The sequence below is a fragment of the Kocuria salina genome, assembly GCF_013368965.1.
GTDB lineage: Bacteria > Actinomycetota > Actinomycetes > Actinomycetales > Micrococcaceae > Kocuria > Kocuria rosea.
Map to the genome: position 1 here is coordinate 513,097 of NZ_SSSF01000002.1, position 14,523 is coordinate 527,619.

Genomic DNA, 14,523 nt, shown 5'->3' on the forward strand with positions numbered 1-14,523 from the left:
GGAGTAGGACTCCGGAAAGGCCACCGGGAATGCAGAACGGGTGCCGCCCGTCCGTGCGGACGGGCTGCACCCGTGGGGTCCTGCGGGGCCGTGCCTACTTGGAGACGACCAGGGCCGCGGCGATCGCGGCCAGGAAGGCGTCCTTCGAGAGGCCCGTGCCGGCCTCGGACGGGCGGACGCCGTCCTCCTGGGTCATCTCGGGGTTGCGGAAGTACATCGCGAGCAGCCCGGCGGAGAACGCGCCGAGGGCCAGACCCGCGAGGCGCTTGTTGACGAACGGGGTCAGCAGGGCGGCGCCGATGCCGATCTCCGAGTACGCCACGAACTTGCCGAAGGTGTCGGCGTCCCACTCCTCGAACTGGGGGACGCCGGTGGCGGCGAACTGCTGGAGACCCGCGGCGGCCTCCGTGGGGAGGTCCTTCTTGCCGTAGCCGGACTGCAGCAGGTAGGCGCCGGAGACGCCGCGCAGGATCGCGTTGGAGAGGCTCATGGTCGGTCCTTTCAGGAGGGCGAACAGGGTCATTGAGTCGTCAACGACCCTATCAGGGGAGGGATCGCGCCCTCCGTGCAGGAGGGGCCGGGAGCGAACACCGGCCCCGGGGGCGGCCCCCGCCGCCTAGGCTGGCCACCCGCTCGCAGGACGCCCTCCGCGTCCCGCCACCCGACGGAAGGACAGACATGGACATCGAGACCATGAAGAAGGTTCTGCTCGTTCTCACCAGCCACGACTCCCTCGGCGACACCGGGGAGCCCACCGGCTACTTCGTGGGGGAGGCCGCCCACCCGTGGAAGGTGTTCCGGGACGCCGGCTACTTCGTCGACTTCGCCTCGATCGCCGGCGGGCAGCCCCCGCAGGACGGCAAGGACGAGGAGGACGAGGTGCAGCGGCAGTACCTCGAGGACGAGACCGTGCGGGCCTCCCTCTACAACACCCCGCGGATCAGCGTGGTCGACCCGGCCCAGTACGACGCGGTCTACCTCGTGGGCGGGCACGGCACCATGTGGGACTTCGCGGGCAACGCGGACCTGCAGGCGCTCGTGGCCGCCGTGCACGACGCCGGGGGAGTCGTCGGCGCCGTCTGCCACGGACCCGCCGGGCTCGTGGACGTCGAGCTCGCCAACGGCCTGCGCATCGTCGAGGGACGCCGGGTGGCCGCGTTCACCAACGCCGAGGAGGACGAGGTCGGCAAGTCGGACGTCGTCCCGTTCCTGCTCGAGGACAAGCTCGTCGAGCAGGGCGCGGACGTGCGGACCGCGCCGAACTGGACCGAGAACGTCGTCGTGGACGACCGCCTCGTCACCGGGCAGAACCCGCAGTCCGCGGCCGGCGTGGCCAAGGAGATGACCAAGCTCCTGACCGAGGTGGTGCGCGAGCAGAAGGCCGCCCAGGAGGCGGACTCCGCCGCGCTGCGCCAGGCGCACGACGCCGAGAAGTCCGAGGACGCCGAGGGCTGAGCCTCCGTCCGGTGCGAGGGGCGGCACGGCAGGCGGCGCCCGTGCCACCCCTCGCGGGCCCCGGCGTTTCCGGACAGACTGGGAGCGTCGGGCCGTCCGGCCCGGCCCAGCGGACACACGGCAGGAGAACCACATGGCTGACCTCAAGGACAAGGTCGCGCTCGTCACCGGCGCCGCCTCCGGCATCGGCGAGGCCTGCGCGAAGGACCTCGCGGCGCAGGGCGCCAAGGTCGTCGTCACGGACATCGACACCCGGCGGATCGACGACGTCGTCCAGGCGATCATGGCCGCCGGCGGCGACGCCGCCGGCTTCCGGCAGGACGTGGCGAAGCCCGAGGACTGCGAGGCCGCGGTCGAGTTCGCCCAGCAGACCTACGGCGCCCTGCACCTGGCGGTGAACAACGCCGGGGTCGCCGGCGCGGCGGACGCGGTGGGGGAGTCGGACCTCGACGCGTGGGTGCGCACCGTGCAGATCGACCTGCACTCCGTCATGTTCGGCATGCGCTACCAGCTGCCCGCCATCGAGCAGGCCGGCGGCGGGGCGATCGTCAACATGGCCTCCGTGCACGGCACCGTGGCCGTGGCCGCGGGCAACAGCGCCTACACCGCCGCCAAGCACGGTGTGGTCGGGCTCACCAAGCAGGCCGGCGTGGAGTACGGCCGGCGCGGGGTGCGGATCAACGCCGTCGGCCCCGGCTACATCGACACCCCGCTGCTCAGGACCGCGCCGGCGTCCGTCCTCGAGGGGCTCACCGCCAAGCACCCCCTCGGCCGGCTGGGCCGCGCCGAGGAGGTCGCCGCCCTGACGACGTTCCTCCTCTCGGAGAAGGCCTCCTTCATGACGGGCGGGTACTACCTGGTCGACGGCGGCTACACCGCGCTGTAGTCCCCGCACCGCGGACCCACCGCACCGGCGCCGGATGCGTGCACGCGTCACCGCGTCCCGCACCGGCGCGGTGGGCCCGGCGCCGTCAGGGCGCGGCCGTGCCCTCCGCCACATCCGGGTGGTGGCGTGCCGCCGGTGCTGTAGGGTGAGGCGTATTGCATATGGCACTGCTCCCCGTTCCCGGGTGAGCAGGCAGGCGTCGAGCACCCCGTTCTTCTTCCAGCGTGGCACCGTTCCAGACGGTCTCAGCCCGCTCGCAGGGGCTCCAGGAGTCATTCGGCGCAACCCGGCGCGCTACCCCCTTGCCGGGACATCCGATCGAAAGACGTATCCCAGTTTTGGCTACTTTCACCGACCTTGGCGTGCCCGAGGCCCTTTCCGCCGTCCTCGCCCAGCAGGGCATCGAGCAGGCGTTCCCCATCCAGGAGAAGACCCTCCCCGACTCGCTGGCCGGCCGTGACGTGCTCGGCCGCGGCAAGACCGGCTCGGGCAAGACCGTGGCGTTCGCGCTGCCGCTCGTGTCCCGTCTCGCCGGACTGACCGGCAACGGCGCCCGCGCCGCCCGGCGGGCCAACCGGCCCACCGGCCTGGTCCTGGCCCCCACCCGCGAGCTGGCCACCCAGATCGACCGCGCGATCGCCCCGCTGGCCGAGGCCGCCGGGCAGACGACCACCGTCATCTTCGGCGGGGTCTCCCAGCGCAACCAGGAGAAGGCGCTCGCCAAGGGCGCCGACATCGTCATCGCCTGCCCCGGCCGGCTCGAGGACCTGCTGAAGCAGAACGTCCTCACGCTCGACGACGTCCGCGTGACGGTCATCGACGAGGCCGACCACATGGCCGACATGGGCTTCCTGCCCGTGGTGACCCGCATCCTCAAGCGCACCCCCCAGGGCGGCCAGCGGCTGCTGTTCTCCGCGACGCTCGACGGCGGCGTGGACAAGCTCGTCAAGCAGTTCCTGTCCAACCCGGTCAAGCACTCCGTGGACGCCCCGCAGGCGTCCGTGTCCACCATGGACCACCACGTGCTCGTCGTGGACGCGGACGAGAAGCAGGAGCTCATCGAGGCCCTGGCCTCCGGCACCGGCCGCCGCGTGATGTTCACGCGCACCAAGCACCGCGCCAAGAAGATGGCCCGCAAGCTCAGCCAGATGGGCATCCCCGCCGTGGACCTGCACGGCAACCTGTCCCAGAACGCCCGCGACCGCAACCTGGCCCAGTTCTCCGCCGGTGACGTGCGCGTGCTCGTCGCCACCGACGTCGCCGCCCGCGGCGTGCACGTGGACGAGGTCGAGCTGGTCGTGCACATCGACCCGCCCACCGAGCACAAGTCCTACCTGCACCGCTCCGGGCGCACCGCCCGCGCCGGCGCCTCCGGCTCCGTGGTCACGGTGGCCACCAAGGAGGAGCGCCGCGAGGTCACGCAGCTCATGAAGGCCGCGGGCGTCACCGCGAACTTCGACACCGTGACCGTCGGCTCCCCGGCCGTCACGGCGCTCGTGGGCGAGCTCGCCGACAAGGTCGCCTACGTGGCGCCGCCCGTCCAGGCGCAGGGCCGCCCGGCGAGCGGTCAGCGCTCCGGCGCCGGCCGTTCCGGTGGCCGTGCCGGCTCCGGCGGCAACCGCGGCCGCGGCGGACAGAACCGTTCCGAGCAGCCGCGCAGCGCCTCCCGCGACCAGCGCGGCGAGACCGGCAGCCGCGGCGGCTCCCGCCCCGGCAACGGCTCGGCCTCCCGCTCGGCGGCACCGGCCCGCTCGGCCGCGCCCAGCCGTTCCGCGGCGCCTGCGTACTCGACCGAGTCCGCGCCGGACCGCTCCACCCAGGCCGCGGCCCGTCGCCGCACCCGGAGCCCGCGCCGCGCGTCCTCCCCCCAGGGCACCGCGACCCGCTGAGCCTAGGCACCTCGCACGAGGGCCCGTTTCCTGCCGCCCCGCATCGCGCGGACGGCAGGGAACGGGCCCTCGTCGTCGTGGTGGACTTCGTCAGACGGCCGGACCCAGCCCGCGCAGGAACTCCAGGGTGACGTCCGTGTGGGCGTCCACGAGCACCAGGCCGGGAGCGGGCTCCACGGGCAGCTCCCCGGGCACCACCACCACGGGCATCCCGGCGGCCGCCGCGCTCGCCGCCCCCGTCTGCGAGTCCTCGACCGCCACGCACCGTGCCGGGTCCACGCCCAGCCGCCGCGCCGCGAGCAGGTAGGGCTCCGGGTGCGGCTTGGCGTGCTCCACGTCCTCCTGCGAGACGACCACCCGCAGCACCTCGGGCGCCCCGGACGCGGTGCCCTCCGCGACCACGGTCAGGGCGTTCGTCACCACGGCGCCGGGGATGCCGGCCCGCTCGAGCTCGGCCAGCAGGTCGCGCATGCCGGGCAGGAACGGGACCTCGCCCGTGAGCGAGGCCGCGACCTCCCGCCCGAGCTCGGCCGTGATGGCCTCGACGGTCCCCTCGGCGCCGCGCTCGACCATCAGCCGCGCCGACGCGGGCACCGTCCGGCCCAGCGTGGCGAGGTCGTCCTCGGTGCTCCAGCCGACGCCGTACCGGCCGGCCACCGCCCGCTTGGTCACGGCCCACTGCGGTTCGAAGTTCACGAGGGTGCCGTCGTGGTCGAACAGGACGGCGGCGGGGAAGTCGGGGGCGCTCACGGGCGGGTCTCCTGCACGGGGTGGAAGGGCGACGACGGGGACTGCGGGTCCAGCGAGCGCAGCAGCTCCAGGGTCAGCTCCCGGTGGGATCCCAGGTGCAGCAGCCCGGGGCCGCGCTCGACCTCCAGCTCGCCGGGGACGACCACCGTGGGGATGCCCGCCGCGACGCCCGCGGCGGCCCCGGCGGGGGAGTCCTCGACCACGACGCACCGGTGGGGGTCGACCCCGAGGCGGCGCGCCGCCGTGAGGTATGCGTCCGGGTCCGGCTTGGGGCGGACCCCCTGCGCGTACTCGTCCGTGCCGATGACGACCTGGAACAGGTCCTCCGGGGCGGTGGCCGCGGTGTGGTGGCCCATCGCCGAGCTCGCGTTGGTGACGATCGCCGCGGGGATCCCCGCGGCCGAGAGCTCCTCGAGGAGCTCCGCGATCCCGTCGATGAAGGTCAATTCGGTGTCCTCCAGGACGCGGACGCTGTGCTCGAAGACCGCCCGGAACAGCTCGTCCGGACCGAGCGGCACGCCGACCCGCTGCAGCCGGTCGATCGTCGCGGCGACCGGCCGGCCCAGGGTCGCGAGCGAGTCCTCGGGGGTCCAGAGCCGTCCGTGCTCGGCGGCGAGGTTCTGCTTGGCGCGGTCCCAGAGCGGCTCGGTGTCGACGAGGGTCCCGTCGTGGTCGAAGAGGACGGCGTGCGGGAATCCGGGGGAGGGCATGCGCTCCAGCCTACCGGGGCGCCCGCGGGCGGGTCTCCGGCGGGAGGCCCGTCGATAGACTGGCGGGCGTGGAAACAGCCCTCGACCGCGTGCCGCACCGTCCCGCCGTCCTGCAGCGCGCCGTGCCCGTCCTCGGGGTCCCCGCGGCCCTGCTGCTCGGGGTGTGGGTGGCCGTGGGCCGCGGCCTGGCCGGAGCCGCCGGTGACCTGGTGCTGCTCTACACGCTGACGCTGGCCCTGCCGCTGACCGCGCTGCTCGTGGTGGCCGGGGTGCTGCTGCGCCGGGACGCCCGCGCCCACGTCCCTGCCGGGGCGTCCCTGCGGTCCTCGCTGACGGTGCTCGCCGCATGGGCCGTGCTCCTCGGCTTCGGCGCCGTCCTCCCGGACCGCGTGGACGGCGCCGGCGCGTCCGTGCTGACCCGGGCCGCCGACCCCGTCCACCTGGGCCTGTCCGCGGGGTTCGCCAACACCCTCGGCATCCTCTCGTTCGTCCTGGCGACCGCCGCCGTGGTGCTCGCCGCGACCGACCTGCGCCGGACCCGCCGGGTCCAGCGCGGGGAGCCGCTCGACGAGGACGAGATCCTGGACCGGCAGGGGCTGTGACCCGCCCGGCCCGCCCCGTCCGCCGCGGGACCTCGCCGCACCCGGTGGGCCCGGGTACATTGGCCGCATGACCACCGAGCGCCCCGGAACCCCCGACACCTCCCCGGTCCCTCCGGAGACCAAGGACTGGACCGTGGTGCTCGACCGGGGCTGTCCCGACTGCGGGTTCGACCCGGACTACGACGTCACGAGCACGGGGGAGCGGGCGCGGGCCACGGTCGAGCGCTGGGCGGCGGTCCTCGACCGCCTGGGCATGACGGACCGGCCCAGCCCGGGGACGTGGTCCCCGCTGGAGTACGCCTGCCACGTCCGGGACCTCTGCCGGGTCTTCCGCGAGCGGCTGCGGCTCATGCTCGACGAGCAGGACCCGGTCTTCGCGGACTGGGACCAGGACGCCGCGGCGGTCGAGGGGCAGTACAACCTGCAGGACCCCTACGAGGTCTCCGGGGAGCTCGCGCAGGAGGTCCGCGCCACCGCGGACGCCTTCGACGCCGTGACCGGGGAGCAGTGGGCCCGGACCGGCAGGCGCGGGGACGGCAAGGACTTCACCGTGGCGAGCTTCGCGGCGTACTTCCTGCACGACGTCGAGCACCACCTGCGCGTCGACGTCCGCGGCTGAGCCGGCCCCGGCCGCACCTCCCGGCGCGGACGGGCCGGGCGGGCACGTTCAGCCGAGGTGCACGGTCCCGTCGTCGTCGATCCGCCACCCAGGGTTGTGCGCGATCTCCCACACCACGCCGTTGGGATCGGCGACGTGCGCGTGGAAGACGCCCCCGAAGGCGCCCGGCCGCGGGCTCGTGAGCACGGTCCCGCCCGCGGCGCTCATCGCGTCGACGCTCGCGCGCACCGCGGCCTCGCCGTCCACGTTGTGCGCGAGCGTCACGCCCTGCGCCGGGGTGGCCGATGGGAGGCCCAGGTCCTCGGCGAACTTCCCGGCGTCGAAGAGACCCAGGACCGTCCCCGGGGCGATCTGGAAGAAGAGGATCTCGCCCGGGACGTCGAGCAGCGGCTCCCAGCCGAGACCCCGCGCGTAGAACTCGCGGGCGGCGTCGAGGTCCGGGGTGGACAGGGTGAGGAAGTGCACGCGAGGATCCACAGCGGTCCTTCGGTCGGGCCCGGCCCCGGTGAGCGGGACGGACGGGGTGGCGCGCCCGGTGTCGGGCCGAGGACGCGCACCGGGTCGGAGCTCACCGGGCGAGGGTGCACAGGGTGCGCCGGCGGAGCCGTTGCGGGCGCACCGACGACCGGCGACGAGGCTCCCGCCCCATTCTGCCCGGGCGGCCCGTGTGCGGCCAGGGACCGTGCCGGCCCTCGCGCCGGGCGGCGTCATCTCCCGGGCCGCCCGGCGCCGACCAGATAGTCTCGAGGGCAGCACCGACGGGCGCGGACCGTTCGCCCGGGAGCGCCGGAGGACGGGACGAGGCACATGGCACAGCAGCACCAGAACGCGGTCGAGCCGGCGGAGTCGCCGTACTACGACCGGGTGCTCACGGTGCCCAACGTGGTCTCGGTGGTGCGGTTCGCGCTCATCGTCCCGGCCGTTCTGGCCGTCCTCGACATCGACGAGCGGCCGGTGCGCGCGCTGGTCCTCGTCGCCCTCTTCTCCCTGACGGACTGGGTCGACGGCGCCCTGGCCCGGGCGCTCCGGCAGCGCAGCCGGGTCGGGGAGGTCATGGACCCCATCGCCGACCGGCTGGGGACCGTGGCGATCGCCGTGGCCGCGAGCATCGTCGGGCTGTTCCCCTGGTGGGTGCTGATCGTCATCGCGGTCGTCGACGTCGTGGTGGGGATCGCCACCCTGGTCCGGCGGTCCCTCGGCACCCTGCGGGTCACGACGGTCGGCAAGGCGAAGACCGCCCTGCTCATGGTGGGGACCGTGCTCGTCCTGGCGGGGCCCGCCTGGTCCACCCCCGAGGTGACGGACGTCGGCCGGGTCATGGTCCAGGTGGCCGCCGTCCTGCACGTCCTGGCGGGCGTGCAGTACTTCCGCCAGGCCCTCCGAGGTCAGGCCGACGCCGGCGGCACGGCGAGGTAGGCGTGCCGGGCGGCGCCGATGATGCCCGCCGCGTTGCGCAGCTCGGCCGGGACGACGCGCGTGTCCAGGCGCAGACGGGGCAGGAAGTCCTCGTGCCGGGCGGAGATCCCGCCGCCGACCACGATCAGGTCCGGTGAGAAGAGGAACTCCAGGTGCGCGAAGTACTGCTGGAGACGCTCGGCGTAGTCCGGCCAGTCCAGTCCCTCCCGCTCCCGGGCCACCGCCGAGGCCCGCACCTCGGCGTCGACCCCGCCGAGCTCCAGGTGGCCCAGTTCGACGTTGGGCACCAGCTTCCCGTCCACGAACAGCGCCGAGCCGATGCCGGTGCCCAGGGTGATGACCAGGACGGTGCCGCTGGCCCCGCGCCCGGCGCCGTAGCGGAGCTCGGCCAGGCCCGCGGCGTCGGCGTCGTTGAGGACGTGGACGGTGCGTCCCAGCCGCTCCGTGAGGAACCGGTGGACGTCCAGGCCGATCCACGCGTCGTCGATGTTCGCGGCGGAGCGGGCCACGCCGTGGCGGATGATCGCGGGGAGCGCCACTCCCACGCTGGCCTCCGGGTGCGGGGCCTGGGGACCGGCGGCGAGCTCCTGCACGATGAGCACGAGCTGCTCCGCCAGGGCATCCGGCGTGGCGGGGACGGGGGTGGGGCGCTGGAGGACCGGAGTGGTCAGCTCGCCGTCGGCCATGTCCACGGCCGCGTACTTGATCAGGGTGCCGCCGACGTCCACCCCGATGTGGTGCCGGTGCAGGGTCGACCAGCCGGTCGGCGCGGGGGCTGGGACGGGGCGGGGCGAGAGATGGGCCATCCGACATCCTAGGGTCGAGGTGGGGGCACGGGGACGACGACGGGCGCGCTGCGTCCGGCTTGCTGCGCCCGACCGGGTGCGGGCCGTCGTCGGGGCCGGCACCCCGGACCATTCTGCCACCGCGGCCGCCGGGGCCGTGGAGGTGGCGCCGCGCGCGAGGCACGGCTCGGGGGGCTCCGAGGAGGATCCGTCGCGGTGGAGGTGCCGGCTCAGGCGCGCGGCCAGAGGCCCGGTGCGCTGCCGCGGTCCTGCGGGCCGGCGTCGTCCCGGGAGCCCGCGTCGATCTCCCACGAGAACGGCACCCGGGCGACGGGCGCGTCCCGGACGAGTCCGTTGACCGCGCGGGCGAGCAGGTCGCGGTGGGCGGCCGGCAGTCTCAGGCACCCGTGCAGGTACGCGTCGACCTCCAGCATCCCGGCCTCGCCGCCGAGCTGGAAGCAGTGCCACCAGACCCGGGCCGCGTCGAGACCGGCGCGCTCGACGGCGTGCCGGGCGAGGCGTGCCTGCACGGCTCCGATCCTGTCGTCGTCCACGGTCCCCCCTCACTGCGGTGCGTCGCTCCGAGGACGGTCCCGGACCGGGCGCGACGCTGCGCAGCGGTCCGGGACCGTCCGTGGCGGCGCGGTGGCGCCGCCGCCCCCATCATGGTTCCGGGTGGGCCCTCGGGGCACCACACGGAGCCCGGGTGCGTGCGTTTTCCGGACCGTCGGTGCTTCCTCCGGACGCCCGGGGCCGGACGGCACCACCGACGGGGCCGGGCGGAGCGGGGTGCGGGGGTGCCGGCGGACGAGGCCGGCACACAGAAGCGGACGAGGCCGGCACACAGAAGGTGAGCGGGGCGGCCCCCCAGCCGGCCCCGCTCCCTACTGCTCCCGCGCCCGGACCCGATGCGGGTGACGCCCCCCGGAGTCCGGAGGCGGCGCGCTGTCGGTCGACGGTGCGGGAGCCGGGGGATGATCCTTGGCGGACCACAGAATCCCCTGGTGAGAAGCAACGATGCTCCATCCCACGGCGTACGGCAAGACCCGTCGTGTGACCCAGTTCACATGCAGACACAAAGGGTTGTGATCGCAAATGCACAGCCCGGCAGAGTGTGCTCGGGCGCCGTGCCGCGGCGCCGGGCGGGTGTGCCGGGTCAGTGCTCGGAGTTGAGCATTCCGCCCAGGCGCACCCGCATCCGGCGGCTGGCCTGGTTGAGCCCGACGATCGCCACGTCCTTGCCGTAGTGGGCGTACTTGTCCGTCACGGAGTCCAGGGCGGCGACGGTGGAGGCGTCCCAGAGATGGGAGTCGGAGAAGTCGATGACGATCCGCTGGGGATCCCCGGCGTAGTCGAACATCGTGTAGAGATCGTTGGAGGAGGCGAAGAACAGCTCCCCGTGCACGGTGTAGACCGCCGTCTCCCGGCCGTCGCGCCGCTCGAGCGCACGGTCGACGGTGACGAAGTGGGCCACCCGGCGGGCGAAGGCGACCATCGCCACGAGCACCCCCACGATCACGCCGAGGGCGAGGTTGTGCGTCCACACGGTCACGGCCACGGTGGAGAGCATCACCAGGGTCTCCGGGAGGGGCATCCGCGCCAGGGTCGAGGGGCGGACCGAGTGCCAGTCGAACGTCGCCCAGGACACGAAGATCATGATGGCCACCAGGGCCGCCATCGGGATGACCGCCACGACCTCGCCGAGGGTCACGACGAGGAGCAGCAGGAAGATCCCGGCCAGGAAGGTGGAGATGCGGGTGCGGGCCCCCGAGGCGCGCACGTTGATCATCGTCTGGCCGATCATCGCGCACCCGCCCATCCCGCCGAAGAAGCCGGTCACGATGTTGGCCGCGCCCTGCGCCCAGGACTCTCGGGTCTTGTTCGAGCGCGTGTCGGTGATGTCGTCGACGAGCTTGGCCGTCATCAGCGACTCGAGCAGGCCCACCAGCGCCATGGTCAGGGCGAACGGGGCGATGATCCGGAAGGTCTCCAGGTCCAGCGGGACGTCGGGGAAGAACAGCGACGGCAGGGACTCGGGCAGCTCGCCCTTGTCGCCGACGCTCGGCACGTCCATGCCCATCGGCACCACGATCGCGGTGATCACCACGATGGCCACCAGCGGGGCGGGGACCGCGCCGGTCAGCCGGGGGAACAGGAACACGATGGCCAGGCCCAGGGCCGTCAGTGGGTAGACGGCCCAGGGCACCCCGATCAGCTCGGGGATCTGGGAGCTGAAGATCAGGATGGCCAGGGCGTTGACGAAGCCCACCATGACCGAGCGCGGGATGAAGCGCATCAGCCGCGCCGCGCCGATCAGGGCCAGGACCACCTGGAAGACCCCGGCCAGGATCACCGCGGCGATGAAGTAGTCGATGCCGTGGGAGGCCACCAGCGGGGCGATCACCAGCGCCACCGCGCCGGTGGCAGCGGAGATCATCGCGGGCCGGCCGCCCAGCACGGCGGTGGTCACGGCCATGGTGAAGGACGCGAACAGGCCCAGGCGGGGGTCCACCCCGGCGATGATCGAGAAGGCGATCGCCTCCGGGATGAGCGCCAGGGCCACCACGAGCCCGGCCAGGACCTCGGTCTTGAGGTGACGGGGGGACCGGAGGGTCAGGCGCACCGACTGGCGCTGCTCGGGCGTGAGGTCGGCCGCGGGGCCGGCTGTCGTGGTGGCCAAGGAGGCTCCGTTCGCAGGGGAGGAGGGCGGGGGAGGCTGGGCGGAAGGGCTGGGGTCGTCCCGGGTGCTGCGCATGCGGGTGGACACGGCGTCGCGCGGGCGGTGCGGCGTCCGGGTGCGGAGGCGCTCCGGCGGGGACCGCGTCGTCACCCTATCCTAACGTGAGGGTAGGGTCCTCGGCCGCGGGGCGGGGGAGAGGTGGCTCACGTCCGGTCGAGGGCGGCCAGCAGGCGCTCCTCGACGTCGGGCACCAGCGTCTCGCCGTAGCTGGAGGTGACGTGGTCGAGGTCGCGGGAGACCATGATGTTGCCGACCACCCCGGGGCAGGTGGTCCCGGTGCACAGCCGGTCGGTGAGGTCGATGCTGTGCAGGTCCTCGTGCCGGGCGGCCAGCTCCTCCAGCGGGTTGACGGGGAGCAGCGACTCGGAGCGGGGGACGTTGCAGCGGTCGCGGTCGGGCCCGTAGGTCTCCACGCACTCGAACATGTCGTAGGGGAAGCGCGGTTTGTCGCGGAAGGCCAGCACCGGGATGCCGGCGTCCAGGAACGGTTGCACACCGGCCTCGTAGCCCTCGACGAGCTTCTCGTGCGGGGCCTCGGGCAGGCTGAGGGTGCCGATGGTCAGCACCGCGTCGGGCTCGGTCTCCAGGACCGCCTCCCGGGCCGCGGTGTTGAAGTCGTTGCACTCGGCCTGGTAGTTCTCCGACTCGCTCGTGTAGCGGCAGGCGTTGCGCAGATAGGAGACCACCGTCTAGCCCTGGGCGTCGGCGACCCGGTGGATCGGCGTGAGCAGCTGCCGGGCGTGGGAGTCCCCGAGGACCACCAGGGTCAGACCGGGGTCGGTGCCGCCCGGATCGGTGCCGCCGGCGGGGTCCGGGTCGGGGGCGATGATCCTGCACTCGCCCAGCTCGGCGATGCCCGGCGGGGTCCGCTCGGGGGGACAAGGGTCCCCGGTGTCGCCCCACTCCTGGTCGCGCTCGTCCTCGGTGGGGATGATCGGCACGTCCGGGACCTCGCTCGCCTCCCCGCGCAGCACCGCGGCGCCGGGGTAGTTCTGCGCGGTGCGTTCCGCCCCGGCGGTGGGGTCGCGCAGCACCGTGTACTGGTGGGCGCCGGTGAGCGGTACCGCCACGAGCAGGGCGGTGGCGATCAGCCGGATCCCGCTGCGAGCACGGATCCCGGGCAGGGCGCGCCAGCCGGTCAGCAGCAGCGCGGTGACCCGGGTGAGGACCACCGAGGCGGCCAGGATCCCGAGTCCGGCCGGCACCGGCACGGTGTCCCGGGCCGTGAGCAGCAGATAGGTGATCAGCAACGGCCAGTGCCACAGGTAGATCCCGTAGGCGCGGTCCCCGAACCACTGCAGCGGACGCGCCGACAGGAGCCGGGCAGCGCCGGTCCGGGCGTCGGGTGCCAGGGCACCGCCGAGCAGGATCGCCGCGGCCCCCAGGGTGGGGGCCAGGGCGACGGTGCCGGGGAAGCGGGTGTCGGGGCCGATGAGGAAGGGGGTGGCCAGGATCGCGGCCAGCCCGGCCCAGCCCAGGACCACCCCGGTCACCCGGGCCGGGGCGCTCCGGCGCCGGGAGGCCGTCCGCGCGGTGCCGGAGCCGGCCAGGGCCAGGGCTGCCATGGAGCCCAGGGCGAACTCCCACAGCCGGGTCAGGGTGCTGAAGTAGGCCGCCTCGGGCCCGGCCGCGGTGGCCACCACCGACCAGGCCAGCGAGCCGGCGAACACGGCGGCGAACACGACCCAGGCCACCGGGCGGAACCCGGTCCCGGTCCGCCGGGCCGTCACGGCGGCCCCGGCCAGCAGCAGCGGCCACACCAGGAACACCTGGCCCTGCACCGACAGCGACCACATGTGCTGCAGCGGGGTCGTGGCCGCGGAGTTGCCGGCGTAGTAGTCCACGGCCTGGTCCGCCAGCACCCAGTTCACGACGTAGATTAGCGACCCCCAGGCCTGGGCCAGCAGCTCGGCCCACCGGCTGGGCGGGAACCAGAGGAACACCGCGGCGAGCACGGCCAGCAGCAGCACCGCCACCGGGCCCAGCAGCCGGGCGAAGGTCCGGGCCCAGTAGGCCGGCAGTGCCAGGGGCCGGCCGTGCTCGATCCGGCGGGCGAAGGAGCCGGTGAGCAGGAACGCGGAGAGCACGAAGAACATGTCCACCCCGCCGGAGACCTTCTCGGTCCACACGTGGAAGACCACCACCAGCAGCACGGCCACCCCGCGCAGACCCTGCAGGTCCGGGCGGTGGGCGGTCCGCGGGGACGGGCTGCGGAGGACCGCCACGGGCACGGCGGCGCAGCTCGTCGAGCGCTCGGTCATCGCCGGAGCCGCTGCTCCAGCATCGCGATGAACTCGTCCGCCTGGGCCAGCTTCCTGGCCAGCCGGTCCCGTTCGGGGTGGGCCCGCTCGAGGTAGTCGGCGAGCCGGGCCTCTGCGGGCTCGTCGGCGCCGAGCAGCTCGAGCAGCTCGGCCATCTCCTCCAGGGAGAAGCCGAGCGGCTTCATCCGCTTGATGTGGGTGAGCCGTTCCACGTCCCGCTCCGTGTACACGCGGAACCCGCCCTCGGTGCGCGAGGCCGGCAGCAGGCCCACCTCGTCGTAGTGGCGGATGGTGCGCAGGGACAGCTCGGTCCGATCGGCGAGCTCGCCGATCTGCATGGTGCCTCCGCGGACGCGCTGCGGCATCGAACGACCTCCAGGAATCAGGGGACCCCGAGTCTACCAACCGCC

General features: G+C 73.9%; 16 protein-coding genes. 6 read left to right on the plus strand and 10 right to left on the minus strand.

All coding sequences use genetic code 11. The annotated features are described in order from the left end of the window. Positions 1 to 94: 94 nt before the first annotated feature. The gene (locus E7Z53_RS06515) at positions 95 to 490 is read right to left on the minus strand and encodes a hypothetical protein (RefSeq protein ID WP_017832595.1); all 396 of its coding nucleotides are present in this window, start codon (positions 488 to 490) and stop codon (positions 95 to 97) included. Positions 491 to 678: 188 nt separating this feature from the next. Here E7Z53_RS06515 and E7Z53_RS06520 point away from each other — a divergent pair, with 188 nt between their 5' ends. The 3 genes from E7Z53_RS06520 to E7Z53_RS06530 all read left to right on the plus strand — a co-directional run bounded on the left by E7Z53_RS06520 (position 679) and on the right by E7Z53_RS06530 (position 4,230). Beyond that, positions 679 to 1,455: a type 1 glutamine amidotransferase domain-containing protein gene (locus E7Z53_RS06520; RefSeq protein WP_017832594.1), complete on the plus strand. Its 777-nt coding sequence runs from the start codon at positions 679 to 681 to the stop codon at positions 1,453 to 1,455. Positions 1,456 to 1,588: 133 nt separating this feature from the next. Further along, entirely contained in the window at positions 1,589 to 2,341 is a 753-nt protein-coding gene (locus E7Z53_RS06525; RefSeq protein WP_017832593.1) for an SDR family NAD(P)-dependent oxidoreductase, read from the plus strand. Positions 2,342 to 2,703: 362 nt separating this feature from the next. Further along, on the plus strand, positions 2,704 to 4,230 hold the full coding sequence (locus tag E7Z53_RS06530) for a DEAD/DEAH box helicase (protein WP_052133012.1): 1,527 nt from the start codon (positions 2,704 to 2,706) through the stop codon (positions 4,228 to 4,230). 90 nt (positions 4,231 to 4,320) lie between these two features. On the opposite strand, the gene E7Z53_RS06535 is transcribed toward E7Z53_RS06530, so the two are convergent. Next, a complete protein-coding gene (locus tag E7Z53_RS06535; protein ID WP_176337410.1) occupies positions 4,321 to 4,980 on the minus strand; it encodes an HAD family hydrolase in 660 nt (219 codons plus the stop codon). Further along, positions 4,977 to 5,690, minus strand: a complete 714-nt coding sequence (locus tag E7Z53_RS06540) for an HAD family hydrolase (protein ID WP_095650380.1) — start codon at positions 5,688 to 5,690, stop codon at positions 4,977 to 4,979. The genes E7Z53_RS06535 and E7Z53_RS06540 overlap by 4 nt, the downstream gene beginning before the upstream one ends. A 68-nt stretch (positions 5,691 to 5,758) precedes the next feature. On the opposite strand from E7Z53_RS06540, the gene E7Z53_RS06545 reads away from it, so the two are divergent. Further along, positions 5,759 to 6,292, plus strand: coding sequence for a hypothetical protein (locus E7Z53_RS06545; protein WP_146200261.1), 534 nt, complete (start codon positions 5,759 to 5,761; stop codon positions 6,290 to 6,292). 67 nt (positions 6,293 to 6,359) lie between these two features. Continuing rightward, the gene (locus tag E7Z53_RS06550) at positions 6,360 to 6,911 is read left to right on the plus strand and encodes a DinB family protein (RefSeq protein WP_176337411.1); all 552 of its coding nucleotides are present in this window, start codon (positions 6,360 to 6,362) and stop codon (positions 6,909 to 6,911) included. A 48-nt stretch (positions 6,912 to 6,959) separates the two neighbouring features. Here E7Z53_RS06550 and E7Z53_RS20735 read toward each other — a convergent pair whose 3' ends face one another. Next, complete coding sequence (locus E7Z53_RS20735; protein ID WP_017832587.1) at positions 6,960 to 7,376, minus strand: VOC family protein; 417 nt, start codon at positions 7,374 to 7,376, stop codon at positions 6,960 to 6,962. A gap of 342 nt (positions 7,377 to 7,718) precedes the next feature. Between E7Z53_RS20735 and E7Z53_RS06560 the strand changes: the two genes are divergently transcribed. Next, positions 7,719 to 8,327, plus strand: a complete 609-nt coding sequence (locus tag E7Z53_RS06560) for a CDP-alcohol phosphatidyltransferase family protein (protein ID WP_176337412.1) — start codon at positions 7,719 to 7,721, stop codon at positions 8,325 to 8,327. On the opposite strand, the gene ppgK is transcribed toward E7Z53_RS06560, so the two are convergent. The 6 genes from ppgK to E7Z53_RS06590 all read right to left on the minus strand — a co-directional run bounded on the left by ppgK (position 8,297) and on the right by E7Z53_RS06590 (position 14,478). Then, complete coding sequence (gene ppgK / locus E7Z53_RS06565) at positions 8,297 to 9,133, minus strand: polyphosphate--glucose phosphotransferase (RefSeq protein ID WP_255219444.1); 837 nt, start codon at positions 9,131 to 9,133, stop codon at positions 8,297 to 8,299. The genes E7Z53_RS06560 and ppgK overlap by 31 nt on opposite strands. A gap of 209 nt (positions 9,134 to 9,342) precedes the next feature. Continuing rightward, positions 9,343 to 9,666 (minus strand): hypothetical protein, encoded by a 324-nt coding sequence (locus tag E7Z53_RS06570; RefSeq protein ID WP_051063728.1) that lies wholly within the window; start codon positions 9,664 to 9,666, stop codon positions 9,343 to 9,345. 602 nt (positions 9,667 to 10,268) lie between these two features. After that, positions 10,269 to 11,792, minus strand: a complete 1,524-nt coding sequence (locus tag E7Z53_RS06575) for a SulP family inorganic anion transporter (RefSeq protein WP_176337413.1) — start codon at positions 11,790 to 11,792, stop codon at positions 10,269 to 10,271. A gap of 203 nt (positions 11,793 to 11,995) precedes the next feature. After that, entirely contained in the window at positions 11,996 to 12,538 is a 543-nt protein-coding gene (locus E7Z53_RS06580; protein WP_176337414.1) for an SGNH hydrolase domain-containing protein, read from the minus strand. A 3-nt stretch (positions 12,539 to 12,541) separates the two neighbouring features. After that, complete coding sequence (locus E7Z53_RS06585; protein ID WP_176337415.1) at positions 12,542 to 14,113, minus strand: acyltransferase family protein; 1,572 nt, start codon at positions 14,111 to 14,113, stop codon at positions 12,542 to 12,544. Next, entirely contained in the window at positions 14,110 to 14,478 is a 369-nt protein-coding gene (locus E7Z53_RS06590; protein ID WP_017832581.1) for a MerR family transcriptional regulator, read from the minus strand. Before E7Z53_RS06590 ends, E7Z53_RS06585 begins: the two co-directional genes overlap by 4 nt. Between the last annotated feature and the right edge of the window lie 45 nt (positions 14,479 to 14,523).